Origin of the sequence: Saccharopolyspora kobensis (assembly GCF_900108315.1) — a bacterium.
Lineage (GTDB): Bacteria > Actinomycetota > Actinomycetes > Mycobacteriales > Pseudonocardiaceae > Saccharopolyspora > Saccharopolyspora kobensis.
This window is the reverse complement of sequence record NZ_FNVB01000013.1, coordinates 19337-32499: the sequence shown is the minus strand read 5'-3', so window position 1 is coordinate 32499 and position 13163 is coordinate 19337. Positions and strand designations below refer to the sequence as shown.

10 protein-coding genes are annotated in these 13163 nt (G+C 72.3%); 4 read left to right on the top strand and 6 right to left on the bottom strand.

Features of this window, described 5'->3' with window-relative positions; all coding sequences use genetic code 11:
• Positions 1–58 precede the first annotated feature (58 nt).
• The 3 genes from yczE to C4T78_RS32680 all read right to left on the bottom strand — a co-directional run bounded on the left by yczE (position 59) and on the right by C4T78_RS32680 (position 5163).
• Positions 59–718 carry a membrane protein YczE gene (gene yczE, locus C4T78_RS32690; protein WP_235863781.1) on the bottom strand — a complete coding sequence of 220 codons (660 nt, stop codon included), beginning with the start codon at positions 716–718 and terminating at the stop codon, positions 59–61.
• 115 nt (positions 719–833) lie between these two features.
• Positions 834–3650, bottom strand: a complete 2817-nt coding sequence (locus C4T78_RS32685; RefSeq protein WP_177247750.1) for a sensor domain-containing protein — start codon at positions 3648–3650, stop codon at positions 834–836.
• Between the two features lie 319 nt (positions 3651–3969).
• Positions 3970–5163 (bottom strand): NAD(P)-dependent malic enzyme, encoded by a 1194-nt coding sequence (locus C4T78_RS32680; RefSeq protein WP_093356952.1) that lies wholly within the window; start codon positions 5161–5163, stop codon positions 3970–3972.
• 443 nt (positions 5164–5606) lie between these two features.
• On the opposite strand from C4T78_RS32680, the gene C4T78_RS32675 reads away from it, so the two are divergent.
• Positions 5607–6206 (top strand): dTDP-4-dehydrorhamnose 3,5-epimerase family protein, encoded by a 600-nt coding sequence (locus C4T78_RS32675; protein ID WP_093356950.1) that lies wholly within the window; start codon positions 5607–5609, stop codon positions 6204–6206.
• Positions 6207–6214: 8 nt separating this feature from the next.
• Here C4T78_RS32675 and C4T78_RS32670 read toward each other — a convergent pair whose 3' ends face one another.
• Complete coding sequence (locus C4T78_RS32670; RefSeq protein ID WP_093356949.1) at positions 6215–6529, bottom strand: S24/S26 family peptidase; 315 nt, start codon at positions 6527–6529, stop codon at positions 6215–6217.
• A 78-nt stretch (positions 6530–6607) separates the two neighbouring features.
• Here C4T78_RS32670 and sodN point away from each other — a divergent pair, with 78 nt between their 5' ends.
• Together sodN and C4T78_RS32660 are read left to right on the top strand one after the other, a co-directional pair.
• Positions 6608–7015 carry a superoxide dismutase, Ni gene (gene sodN, locus C4T78_RS32665; protein WP_093157921.1) on the top strand — a complete coding sequence of 136 codons (408 nt, stop codon included), beginning with the start codon at positions 6608–6610 and terminating at the stop codon, positions 7013–7015.
• A gap of 289 nt (positions 7016–7304) precedes the next feature.
• On the top strand, positions 7305–8171 hold the full coding sequence (locus C4T78_RS32660; protein WP_093356947.1) for an alpha/beta fold hydrolase: 867 nt from the start codon (positions 7305–7307) through the stop codon (positions 8169–8171).
• Positions 8172–8190: 19 nt separating this feature from the next.
• Here the strand turns inward: C4T78_RS32660 and C4T78_RS32655 are convergent, their stop codons facing one another.
• Together C4T78_RS32655 and C4T78_RS32650 are read right to left on the bottom strand one after the other, a co-directional pair.
• Positions 8191–8781: an NAD(P)H oxidoreductase gene (locus C4T78_RS32655; protein ID WP_093356946.1), complete on the bottom strand. Its 591-nt coding sequence runs from the start codon at positions 8779–8781 to the stop codon at positions 8191–8193.
• Between the two features lie 97 nt (positions 8782–8878).
• A complete protein-coding gene (locus tag C4T78_RS32650) occupies positions 8879–9895 on the bottom strand; it encodes an NADP-dependent oxidoreductase (RefSeq protein WP_093356945.1) in 1017 nt (338 codons plus the stop codon).
• 110 nt (positions 9896–10005) lie between these two features.
• Between C4T78_RS32650 and C4T78_RS32645 the strand changes: the two genes are divergently transcribed.
• Entirely contained in the window at positions 10006–13113 is a 3108-nt protein-coding gene (locus tag C4T78_RS32645) for an AfsR/SARP family transcriptional regulator (RefSeq protein ID WP_093356944.1), read from the top strand.
• Positions 13114–13163 lie beyond the last annotated feature (50 nt).

The window sequence follows — 13163 nt, the reverse complement described above, 5'->3', positions numbered from 1 at the left end:
GGGGTCAGCGCCGCCGGAGGCGGATCGCGTCGACGCGCACCAGGGCTTCGCACTGCCGCTAGCCGTCGCTCTTGAGGCGGACGGTGGTGAAGCGGAGGAACTGCTGGACGAGCGGTCCCATCGCCAGCGCGATCAGCACCGTGCCGACGCCGACCGTGCCGCCGAGCAGCCAGCCGGCGGCCAGCACGACCAGCTCGATCGCCGTGCGCACCATCCAGATCGGCTTCCCGGACAACCGGACCGCGCCGGTCATCAGGCCGTCGCGCGGCCCGGAACCGAACCGGGCGCCCAGGTAGACCGCGTCGAAGAAGGTCAGCATCAGCACGCCCAGCAGCAGGTAGCCGACCTGCTGCGGCAGCGAGGTCGGCGCGGGCACGAACAGTGCGGCGACGTCGGCCGCGGCGCCGACCATGACCACGTTGAGAACCGTGCCGAGGCCGGGCAGCTCGCGCAGCGGGATCCAGCACAGCAGGACGACCACGGCCGTCAGGCTCGTCGCCAGGCCGAACGAGATCCCGCTGCGCACCGACAGCCCCTCGGCGAGCACGGCCCAGGCCGACGCGCCCAGGGCCGAACCGACCAGGAACGTCAACGCCGTGCCGTAGCCGACGAGCCCCACCAGCAGCTGAACCAGCCGCCAGGCCTTCTTCTCCGCCCGGAACTGCTCGACGGCCGTCATCCGCCGGGCAACGAACCGGCCGTGCTTCACCCCAGTCACAGATTTCCTCAACGCCTCGGCCGCTCCGGAGATCCGCGACGCCGCGGATCGATGCGCCTCCGATCTTGGGCCAGCGGCCCACCGGCGAAAAGGTCCAGAGCGGAGGAGCTGGCCTTCAAGCCGCCGGGATGGTCATCGGGCCGCGGGCGATGAGGTCGCGGAAATCGCGGGCCGGGACGGCGCCGGAGAACAGCCAGCCCTGGTAGGCGTCCACGCCGACGCCGGAGAGCACGTGGAACTGGGTGGCGGTCTCCACGCCTTCGGCCACGCACTGCCTGCCCATCGCGCGCGCCATGTCCACCACCGCGCGTGCCACGGCGAAGTCCGAGGCGTCACCGCCGACACCGGCGACGAACCGGCGGTCCACCTTGATGATCTGCGCGGGCAGGTCCTTGAGCCGCGCCAGCGAGGAGTAGCCGGTGCCGAAGTCGTCGACCGCGAACCGCACGCCCCGCGAGACCAGCTCGCCCATCTCGTGCCGGGTCCGCGACGGCAGATCGACCAGGGCCGTCTCCACCAGTTCCAGGATCACCCGGTCCCAGGAGATGCCGGTCTCGGCGACGATGTCGGCGACCGCGTCGACGAACTCCGGCCCGCCCGGCACCAGCCCGGCCAGGTTCACCGCCACGCCCACCGGGCGGCCGCCGCGCACCGGCCAGGTCGCCGCCTCCCGCAACGCGGTCCGCAGCACCCAGCGGTCCAGCTCGCGCAGCAGATCGCCCTGCTCCGCGACGGGCAGGAAGGCGTCCGGGGCGAGCATGCCGCGATCCGGGTGCGGCCAGCGCACCAGCGCCTCGGCGGTGACCACCACGCCATCGGCGTCGACCACCGGCTGGTAGTGCAGGGCCAGGCCGTCGCTGTTCAGCGCCTCCCGCAGCTGGCCCTCCAGGTGCAGCTGGCGGTCCGCGGAGGCCATCAGCGCCGGGCTGGCCAGCGAGACCTTGCCGGTGCCGCGGCCCTTGGCCTCGAACATCGCCGCGTCGGCGAAGCGCAGCAGGTCCTCGCCGCCGGAGGCGCTGCCGTCGGGCACCGCGGCGCCGATCGAGGCGGAGACCCGGATCAGCTGGCCGTGCACCGGAACCGCGGTGCGCAGCAGCCCGGACACCCGGTTGGCCAGCGAGTCGACACCGCCGACCGCCTCGATGTCCGAGCAGATGATGACGAACTCGTCGCCGGAGAGCCGGGCCGCCGTGCACCCGTCGGGCAGCCCGCCTTCGAGTCGGCGCGCCAGCGCCACCAGCAGCTCGTCGCCCGCGTCGTGGCCCAGCGAGTCGTTGACCCGCTTGAAGTTGTCGATGTCGCAGAACAGCACCGCGACCCGGTCCGAATCGGCCCGCCCCAGCAGCTGGTAGAGCAGGTCCTTGACCGCGGTGCGGTTCGGCAGGCCGGTCAGGTCGTCGTGGGTGGCCTGGTAGCGCAGCGCCTCGGCGGCCCGCCGCCGCTCGGTGATGTCCTGGAACACCACCAGCCAGAAGTGGGTGCCGTCGTCCTGCACCGACGCCGAGGTGCGCAGCTCGCAGTACACCGGTTCGCCGTCGGCGCGCACCAGCACCCGCTGCGGCACCCGGCGGCGGATGCCGGAGTTCTCCGCCGGGGTGGGCAGACCGGTGTTCTGCTCGTCGGGGTGGGTGATGTCCTTCGCGGTCATCCCGCGCAGCTGCTCCAGCTGGTAGCCCAGCAGGTCGCACAGCGCGTCGTTGGCGTCGACCAGCCGCTCGGCCCGGTCGAACAGGCCGATGCCCACCGGGGTGATGCTGACCAGATCGGTGAACCGCTGGCTGGAGCGCTCCATGCGGGTCACCACGGCCCGCTGCTCGGTGACGTCCTGGGCGGTGCCGACCAGCACGTCCTGGCCGTCGGCGTCGGTGATGGCGGTGCCGTGCAGCCGCAGGATCCGGGTGGTGCCGTCGATGCGCAGGTAGCGGTGCTCGACCTCGATCGGGTCGTGCTCCTCGATCAGCGGCCGCCAGGCCCGGCGCACCCAGCCGCGGTCGTCGGGGTGCACGCGGTCCAGGTAGCTCTCGAAGGTGATCGGCGCGTTCGCGGGCTTGCCGATGATCTCGTGCAGCATGTTCGACAACCGCATGACGCCGGACCGCGGGTTCCACTCCCAGGTGCCGAGGCGGGCGATCCGCTGCGCGTCCTGCAGCTTGCGCCGCTCGTCGCGGAGCTGCCGCTCCAAGGCCCGGTGCTCGGTGACGTCCTGCACGGTGCCCTGCACCCGCTCGACCCGGCCTGCCCGGTTGTACTCGGCCCGCCCGGTGCACAGGTAGACGCGCTTGCCGCGGCGGTCGCGCAGCTCCACCTCCAGCAGCTCGTCCTCCGGGGCGGTGAGCACGTCCAGGTAGAACTGCTGCGCCCGCGCCACGTCGTCGGGGTGGGTCGCGTCGATCATCGCCGTCACGCCCACGGCCTCCTGGCCGCCGGGATCGCCGAGGAACTCGGCCAGCACCGGGCTGCGGTAGAGCTCGCCGGTCTCCGGGTAGAATACCCAGCTGCCGACCTTGGCGATCCGCTGCGCCTCGATCAGCCACCGCCGCTCGTTGCCGTCGGCGGCTTCGGCGGCGTCGTGCCCGGCGTCGGCCAGGTCGGAGACGTCGACCAGCACGGTGACCCGCAGCCGCTCGTCCTGGATGTGCGGCCAGCTCATCGGGCGGACCGGGTAGCTGCCGCCCCTGGCCCGCAGCAGCGAGACGGGGCCGTCGCGGGTCACCAGGTCCGCGAGGCGGCAACCGATCAGCGCCGCGGGCGTGGTCTCCCCGGCCAGCTTCGCCGCCTGCTCGGTGGCCCGGACGACGATGCCGTCCGGGGTGCTCAGCAGCGCCGGCGCCGCGGGCAGCGGCAGCAGCGCGAACTCCTCGGAGCGGGCACCGGCCAGGCCGAGACCGCCGGAACTCGTCCGGGTCCTCTCGCTCCGCTCGGTCAACAGCACCCCTCCTGCGTCGCAGCCGCGCGACCGCTGCCCCGGGTTGCACCGCACCCCACTGACGAGTGATCTGCAACACAACAGGTCGTGCGGCTGACAATACCGGTCTCCGCACCGGCGGTAACGCCATGGTGCCGCGACCGGAACCGGATTCCCTGGAGAGGTGACAGCCGTCCCCCGACATGATGACGCGAACCACCGAAAGTCCACAACCGTCGACACAACGGGGCCGGGGAGACGATCGGTCTCCCCGGCCCCGTTCGGTCCGGCTCGGCGCAGTCCGGCCCCACCGCTATCCCGTGGTCCGTCGTGCGCATCGGTGCGATCAGGCCTTGGCGACGCCCTCGGCGCGAGCCGCCTTGGCCACGGCGGCGCTGACCTCCGGCGCCACCCGCGGGTCCAGCGGGCTGGGCACGATGTAGTCCGCGCTGAGGTCGTCGGCGGCGACCGCGGCGATCGCCTCGGCGGCCGCGACCTTCATCCCGTCGGTGATCTTGCGGGCGCCGACGTCCAGCGCGCCCTTGAAGATGCCCGGGAAGGCCAGCACGTTGTTGATCTGGTTCGGGAAGTCGCTGCGCCCGGTGGCCACCACCGCGGCGTGCCGGCGAGCGACGTCGGGGTGGATCTCCGGGTCCGGGTTGGACAGCGCGAAGACGATGGCGTCATCGGCCATCGTGGCCACCAGCTCCTCCGGCAGCTGCCCGACCGACACGCCGATCACGACATCGGCGCCGCGCAGCGCCTCGGCAGGCCCGCCGGTGATCCCGCTGGAGTTGGTGAAACCGGCCAGCTCCTGCTTGATCGGGGTCAGGCCATCCCGCCCGGAGTGGATCACACCGCGCGAGTCCAGCACCGTGATCTCGCCGACCCCGGCGGTGTGCAGGATCTTCGCGCAGGCCACCCCGGCCGCACCGGCACCCGAGATCACCACGCGCATCGAACCCAGCTCACGACCGACCACCTTGGCCGCGTTGCGCAGCGCCGCCAGCGCCACGACCGCCGTGCCGTGCTGGTCGTCGTGCATCACCGGGCAGTCCAGCGCCTCGGAAACCCGCCGCTCCAGCTCGAAGCAGCGCGGCGCGGAGATGTCCTCCAGGTTCACCGCGCCGAACGACGGGCGCAGCCGGACCAGGGTCTCCACGATCTCGTCGACGTCGGTGGTGTCCAGCACCAGCGGGATCGAGTCCAGTCCGGCGAAGGTCTTGAACAGCGCGGACTTGCCCTCCATGACCGGCAGCGAGGCCCGCGGCCCGATGTCGCCGAGCCCGAGCACCGCGGTGCCGTCGCTGACCACGGCCACCAACCGCTGCGTCCAGGTGTAGCGGTCGACGAGCTCCGGGTCGGCGGCGATCGCGCGGCTGACCTGCGCCACACCCGGCGTGTAGGCGATCGAGAGGTCGCGCGCGCTGGCCAGCGGCGCGGACACCTCGACACCCAGCTTGCCGCCCTCGTGCGCGGCGAAAATTTCTTCGTTGGTCAAATCGGCACCACTGTCGGTGCGGTCGTTGACGGCGGTCACGGCGTCCCTCCTGTAGCCATGCCTTCGGCCCGGGAACGGTCCGGGCCGGGCCAGTGGGCGGCGCGGAGCCGCCCGGGTTACGCCACCGCACCGGGCTTTCCGGCCGGCGGTGTGTGAATGAACCGAGCACAGCTGCCCCGGTCGGACAGCGGCTCGGCGGACGCTGCGGTTCGAACAGTGTGCCAGGCCCCCAGATCAATGTCAGCGACCGGGATCACACAATCTCACCAGCAGCTTCAACAAAAAGTCAACGCCCAGTGGCAGTACGGGCGTCCGGTTTTGATTCGAAAAGGGCAGTACGTACGTACGGTTTTCAAGAATTTCCGCCAGCAGAACGAACGTCATATTTTCCGACGTCCTTTGCGGCACGTGTGTCCCGTTGACCGCGACCCCTCCGAAACCCCTCGAAAACCCGCACCGACCGGCCCCATAGGCTTTCGGCCGTGCAGGCACGTCGACTTGAGAACACGGGCGCGTTCGAGTTCATTCCGAAGGCCTTCCCCGACCACCGCGGCCTCTTCGTCGCGCCGTTCCAGGAGGCCGCGCTCGTCGAAGCCCTCGGACACCCGCTGCGGGTCGCCCAGACCAACCACAGCGTGTCCTCCCGCGGCGTCATCCGCGGCGTGCACTTCTCCGACGTGCCGCCCGGCCAGGCCAAGTACGTGTACTGCCCGCGGGGAGCGCTGCTCGACGTGGTGGTCGACATCCGGGTCGGCTCGCCCACCTTCGGCAAGTGGGACGCGGTGCGCCTGGACTCCGACGAGTACCGCGCCGTCTACGTGCCCGAGGGCCTCGGCCACGCCTTCGTCGCGCTCACCGACGACACCGCGATGAGCTACCTCTGCTCGACGGCCTACAACCCCGGCGCCGAGCACGGCATCAACCCGCTCGACCCGGCTCTCGCGCTCCCGTGGGACGTCCTGGACTGCGAGCCGGTCCTGTCCGAGAAGGACCGTCACGCCCCGAGCCTCGCCGAAGCGGCGGAGCGGGGCCTCCTACCGGACTACGAAACCTGCCTCGCGCATTACGAAACTCTGCGCTGACCTGCGATTCAGCGCAGGCGTCCCGGGTTCGGCCACAGCCGCCAGCGGACGACGCCGAGGACTTCCGCCGGCCCCAGCTCCCGCGAGTCGGTCGAACCGAAGCTGTTGTCGCCCTCCACGTGCCAACCGCCGCCATCGCGGCGCACCGCGCGCTTGATCGACAGCTGCTCCGGCCGCTGCGCCCAGCGGACCAGGACGACGTCGCGCACCCGGGCACGACCGCGCAGCCGCAGCAGCACGACATCGCGATCCCGCAGCGTGGGAACCATCGACGGACCCCGCACCAGCAAGCGGCGCCATGGCCACCGGCCGAGGGATTTCACTGCCACCTCCAGTAGGACGCCGGGGATCTTCCAGAGTAGGGTCGGCGCTGTCGGAGCACTCACTGTCAGGGAGGAATCATGCGACTGCTGTCGCGAATCCTCAGCCCTCGCCTGGAGGCGACCGCGCACTGCGATCTTCCGTGCGGCGTGTACGACCCGGCCCAGGCGCGCATCGAGGCTGAGTCGGTCAAGGCGATCCAGGAGAAGTACCAGGCCAATGAGGACCCGGAGTTCCGCACTCGGGCGATTCTGATCGCCGAGCAGCGCTCCGAGTTGGTCAAGCACCACCTGTGGGTGCTGTGGACCGACTACTTCAAGCCGCCGCACTTCGAGAAGTACCCGCAGCTCCACGAGCTGGTCAACAAGGCCACCAAGGCGGCCGGCGCCACCGGCACCAAGGGCTCGATGGACCCGAAGAAGGGTCAGGAACTGCTGGACTACATCGCGGAGATCGACAAGATCTTCTGGGAGACCAAGCAGGGCTGAGGCACCGGCTTCACCGAGGCGCCGACCAGCGAAACCCTTCGCCGGTCGGCGCCTTTCTCGTCCTTCCGGTCCCCGAGAACGCCCAGCGCTGGAGCGCCGAGGCGACCAGCCCCGAGAAGGCCACTGCCACCGGGAGGCCGAACAAGACGAGGAGCATGCTGCATGCTCGCGCGGAGTGGCGGACTGCGCTGGCACAGCACTGGGTCTTCGGTCGGCGGGCCGTCGGGCGAGCGCCCGCACCCGAGAATTCGGTGGCATTCCGGCACTGGAACGTCCACTATCGACTGTCATGGACGTTTCCGGACCGGAGCGGCTCGGGCGGCACGGACTTTCCGATGGGCGGAACCTGGCCTGGGCCGAGTGGGGGCCGCAGGAGGGGACGCCGGTCGTGCTGTGCCCCGGCGCCGCGACCAGCCGTCATCTCGGGTTCGGCACCGACGTCGTCGACGCGCTCAACGTCCGGCTGATCTCGGTGGACCGGCCCGGGCTGGGCGCGTCCGATCCCGCACCGGGCCGGACGCTGGACAGCTTCGCCGACGACATCGCCGAGCTGCGGCGGGCGGTGCTGGGCTCGGCCGAGCTCGCCGTCGTCGGCTACTCGGCGGGCGGGCCGTTCGCGCTGGCCTGCGCCGCGGCGGGCGTTGCGGCGCGGGCCGCCGTCGTCGCCGGTGCCGACGAGTTCGCGTCCTTCGACAGCGGGCTGCCGGATGACCTGCGGAGCATGGTCGAACTGGTGGCCGCCGACCCGGCCGCCGCCGAGCAGTCCTTCGCCGAGTTCGGCAGCGCCGACGCGCTGTGGCAGCTCATCACCAGGTTCAGCCCGGACGTCGACCTCGCCGTCTACCGGTCACCGGGATTCGAGCCGGTCTTCCGGCAGGCGATGGCCGAGGGGTTCGCGCAGGGACCGGCCGGTTACGCCCGCGACACCGTCCTGGCCATGGGCCGCTGGCCGTTCGACGTCGCCGACATCCGGATCCCGGTGGATCTCTGGTACGGCGCGCTCGACACCAGCCCCAGCCACTCCCCCGACCACGGCGTGACGCTGGCCCGGCGCATCCCCGCCGCTCGGCACCACGTGGTGGCGGATGCGGGCGGTTCGCTGCTGTGGACGCACGCCGAGGAGATCCTGCGCGGCCTGGTGGGCACCGCCCGCTGAGCGGCCGGTGCCCCGCGGTTCAGCGGCCCAGGAACCGCTCCGCCTTGTCCTCGACATCGGCCAGCGCCTGCTCTGCGTCCGCGGTTTCGAGGTCGTGGACGAGCACGAAGTCCGCGTCGGTGATCCCGCAGAAGTTCGAAATGCCGACCCGCAGCTGCAGATCCATCATCTCCGCGAGCCCCACCTCCGCGTAGCCCTCGCTCGACCCGCCCGCCAGGCCCAGCCACAGCATGCGCTTGCCCGCCAGCCGCGGCTCGCTGCGCCCGTAGGCGAAACCGTAGTTCCACACGCGGTCGATCCAGCCCTTGAGGATCGCAGGCAGGGAGAACCACCACACCGGGAAGACCACCACGATCACGTCCGCGGCGTCGACCCGGGCCATGTGGGCGCGGACCTCGGGCGAGTAGGTCTTCTCCCGGTCGGCCCAGTCCGGTTCGTCGGCGGGGGTCACGCGCGGGTCGAAGTCCTCGGCGTACAGGTCGAGCAGGTCGACCTCGTACTGCGCCGCTTTCAGCTTGCGGTGCACCAGGTCAGCGCTCCGGGCGGTGACCGAGTCGCTCCGCGGGTGCGCGAGGACGACGAGCGCACGGCCTCCCGGCTGGGAATTCATGGTGAAGATCTCCTGTCTGCTTGTAAACGTCGAATGGGCTTGCAGAACTGCGCGATTCCCGTCCGCGCAGCGTGAAATCCGTTCGCCGGAACGCTTTTCAGCCGTCCAGGCGGACGAGCATCTTCCCGGTGTTGGCACCCCGCAGCACGCCCAGCAGCGCCTCCGGCGCGCTCTCGATGCCGTGCTGCACCGTGGTCTCGGTGCGCAGGGTTCCGTCGCGCAGCCAGTTCGCGGCCTTGCCGATGTACTCCGGGAACCGGTCGAAGTGCTGGCCGACGAGCATGCCGCGCATCGCGATCTCCTTGATGGCCAGCTGGAAGTAGTTCTTCGGCCCCGCGGGCGGTGCGCCGTGCGCGCTGATGGCGCCCACCAGCGCGATCCGGCCGCCGCCGCGCATCGCGTCGATGGCGGCTTCCAGCTGCTCACCGCCGACGTTGTCGATGTAGACGTCGATGCCGTCCGGCGCGGCGACGTCGAGCTGCTCGGCGACCGAGGCCGACCGGTAGTCGACGGCGGCGTCGAAACCGAACGTCTCGCGCAGCTTGCGGGCCTTGACCGGGCCCCCGGCCGATCCGATCACCTTCGAGGCGCCGAACTGGCGGGCCAGCTGCCCGGCCACGCTGCCGACCGCGCCGGCCGCGGCGGAGACGAACACCACGTCACCTGGGCGCACCGGGGCGATCTCGGTGGTGGCGACGTAGGCGGTCAGCCCGGTCGTGCCCAGCGGGCCGAGGTAGTCCTGCTCCTCGGCGACCGAGGTGTCGAGCACCTCGACCGCGGCCGCGTCCAGCACGGCGTACTCGCGCCAGCCGAGCCAGTGCCGCACCGCGGTGCCGACCGGCACCTCCGCGGAGTCGGAGGCGACGACCCGCCCGATCGCGGGACCGTCGAGCGCTTCGCCCACCTGGTACGGCGGCAGAAAGGTGACCGCCGGGTCCATCCGGTCCCGCATGTAGGGGTCGACCGACATCCAGGTGTTGCGCACCAGCACCTGCCCGGCACCGGGCTGCGGGATCGGTGTCTCGACCAGTTCGAAGTCCTCCGCCCGGAGCTCACCGCCCGGGAGCGACCGCAACCGGATCTCGCGACCGGTGTTCGGCTGTGCGTCGTTCATGGCCTGTCCTCTCGCTGGAGTTGGCCCCAGCCTGGGCGGCCCCGGTTGCGGTTCGCTTCGGATCCGCTTGCGGCCGACCATCACCGCAGGTCACCGAGTACTGTCGGCACGTGCGTTTCGGAGTGCTGGGCCCGCTCGCGGTGTGGACCGACGACGGCACTCCGGTGCCCGTCCCGGAGGCGAAGGTGCGGGCCCTGCTCGCCGACCTGCTCGTCACGCCCGGCCGCTTCGTCTCCGCCGACCGGCTGGTCGAAGACCTCTGGGGTTCGGCACCGCCCGGCAAACCGGTTCCGACGCTGCGCGCCAAGATCTCGCAGCTGCGCAAGGCGCTGGACTCCGCCGAGCCGGGAGCGCGCGCACTGCTGGAGTTCCGCTCCGGCGCCTACCGGCTCGACATCGACGCCGAAGCCGTCGACGCCGGGCGCTTCGCCGCGTTGAGCGCGCAGGCCAGGACCTCACCCGATGCCAGGGCCCGAGCAGCGGCGCTGGCCGGTGCCCTCGACATCTGGCGCGGCGAGGCGTTCGCGGAGTTCGCCGACGCGCCCTTCGCAGCGCCCGCCCGCACCCGGCTGCACGACCAACGCCTCGCCGCGCAGGAGGACCACGCCGCTGCGCGCCTCGAACTGGGCGAGCACACCGGAGTCGCCGCGGACCTGGCCGAGCTGGTCGCGCGCCACCCGCACCGCGAGCGGCTGCAAGCCCTCCACCTGCGCGCGCTCTACGGTTCCGGGCGGCAGGCCGAGGCTCTGGAGTCCTACCAGCGGGTGCGGGCCCGCCTCGCCGACGAGCTCGGCATCGACCCGGGCCCCGAGCTGTCGGCACTGCACAGCTCGATGCTCCGGCAGGAACCGGCGCTCACCGCCACCGCGCCCGGGCACAACCTCCCCGCCGCCGTCTCGGAGCTGATCGGCCGCGACGGCGACCTGGAGTCGGTGCGCGAGCGGCTGAGCGCGGGACGCCTGGTGACGCTGACCGGCCCGGGCGGGGTCGGCAAGACGCGGCTCGGCCTGGAAATCGCCCGCGCCGCAGCGGAGTCCTTCTCCGACGGCGCGTGGCTGGTCGAGCTCGCCGCCATCGACACCTGCTGCGCGGTCACCGAAGCCGAGGTGGCCGATGCCATCGCGGCCGTGCTGGGGCTGCGCGACGAGGTCGCCGGTTCCCCGCGCGACGGCGCCGCCCGCCTGGCCGAAGCCCTGCGCGGCAAGAACCTCCTGCTCCTGCTCGACAACTGCGAGCACGTCATCGACGCGACCGCCGCGCTGGCCGACCGGCTGCTGGCCGCCGCACCCGGCGTGCGGCTCCTCGCGACCAGCCGGGAACCGCTGCACCTGCCCGGCGAACAGCTGTGGTCGGTCCAGCCGCTGGCCCTGCCCGACGGTGAAACTCCCGCGGCGGTCCGCGATTCCAGTGCCGCGCAGTTGTTCCTGGCCCGCGCGGCCGCGGCCGGGTTCGACCAGCGGGACGACGACGCCGCGGTGATCGCCGCGATCTGCCACCGCCTCGACGGCCTGCCGCTGGCGCTGGAGCTGGCGGCCTCCCGGGTCCGCGGCCTCGGTCTGCGCGAGCTCGCCGCCCGCCTGGACGACCGCTTCGACCTGCTGACCGCCCGCAACCGCCGCGCGCCCACCCGGCACCAGACCCTGCGGGCGGTCATCGACTGGAGCTGGGGCCTGCTCGACGAGCAGGAGCAGATCGTCCTGCGCCGCCTCTCGGTCTTCGCCGACGGGTGCACGCTCGACGCCGCCGAGGCGGTCTGCGCGAACGACCCGAGCACCCTGCTCGACGTGCTCACCGGCCTGGTCGACCGCAGCCTGGTGACCGTCGGGTTCCCCGAGGGGCGCCCGCGCTACCGGCTGCTGGAATCGGTGGCCGCCTACTGCCGGGAACGCCTCGCCGAAGCCGAGGAGACCGGCGCCGCGCGGCAGCGGGCGCGCCGCTACCACGCCGAGCTGGCCGAACGCGCCGAAGCCGGGCTGCGCAGCAGCGAGCAGCCGGTCTGGCTGCGGCGGCTCGACCTGGAGCTGCCGAACCTCCGCTCCAGCCTGGACGATTCGGTCCGCCAGGGCGACACCGCGGCGACGCGCCACTTGGCCGCGGCCGCGTCGTGGCACCTGTTCCTGCGCGGCCGGTTCCGGGAAGCGCACCAACTGCTGGCGGGCGCCGGCACCGACCCGGTGGTGGCGGCGTGCCGGGATTCCCTGGCCGTGCTCTCCGGCGCGGCGCGCGACGTCGCCCGGGAGCGGCCCGAGATCACCGATCCGGTCGCCAGGGCAAGGGCCGAGTGCTTCCTCGAATTCGTCCACCTCGACGTCGGCGACTACACCGGGCCGGCGCACACCCTGGAACGGGCGCTGCGGACCTTCCGGCAGGCCGGGGACCGCTGGGGCGAGGCCGCGGCGCTAACCAACCGGGCCCGCCGCGGGATCGTGCGCGGTGAGCTCGCCGCTTCCCGCCAGGACGCGACGACGGCGAAGGCGCTGTTCGACGAGCTCGGCGACCAGTGGGGGCAGTTGCAGGCGGCCGAGCTGCTGGCCAGGGTCGCCGAGATCACCGGCGACTACGCGATGGCCGCGCGCACGCACCGCGACGGGCTGCGCATCGCCGAAGAACTCGGCCTCGCCTCCGAGGCGGCCAACAAGCTGTCCGGGCTGGGCCGCATCGCGCTGCTCACCGGAGACCTCGAAGCCTCCGAAGCCCACCACCGCCGCGCGGCCGACCTCGCCGCGGCGGCCCGCAACGAGCAGGGCCTGGTCTACGCCGAGTTCGGCCTCGCGCTGACCGCCCGCCGCCAGGGACGCCTGGACGACGCCGAGCAGCTGTGGCAGCGCCAGCTGCGGTGGAGCCGCCGCGCCGGTGACCACCCCGGCGTCGCCCTGGCGCTGGCCGAACTCGGCTTCATCGCCGAACAACGCGCCGACGCCGACACCGCGACCCGCCTCCACACCGAAGGCCTCGCCACCGCCGAGAGCACCGAAGACCCCCGCGCGATCGCCTTGGCCCTCGAGGGCCTGGCCGGTGCCAAAGCGCTCCTCGGCGACACCGAAGCCGCCGCGCGCCTGCTCGGAAGAGCCGCGGTGACCCGCGAATCGGTCGGCGCACCGCTCCCCCGGGCGGAACGCGCCGACGTCGACCGCATCACCGCCCGAGCCCGCGAAGCCGCCCCGGAGCTCTTCGCCGCGGCCTACGCGGAGGGGCGCGCCGAGCAGCACCTGTCCTGATCGGTGGGGTGCCCGTCCTTGAGGACGTGCACGGCTGCGGCCAAGCTCGA

Coding starts and splice junctions, on each gene's coding strand:
- C4T78_RS32660 (WP_093356947.1), top strand. CDS start 7,305: ATGGACGTTTCCGGACCGGAGCGGCTCGGGCGGCACGGACTTTCCGAT.
- C4T78_RS32655 (WP_093356946.1), bottom strand. CDS start 8,781: ATGAATTCCCAGCCGGGAGGCCGTGCGCTCGTCGTCCTCGCGCACCCG.
- C4T78_RS32650 (WP_093356945.1), bottom strand. CDS start 9,895: ATGAACGACGCACAGCCGAACACCGGTCGCGAGATCCGGTTGCGGTCG.
- sodN (WP_093157921.1), top strand. CDS start 6,608: ATGCGACTGCTGTCGCGAATCCTCAGCCCTCGCCTGGAGGCGACCGCG.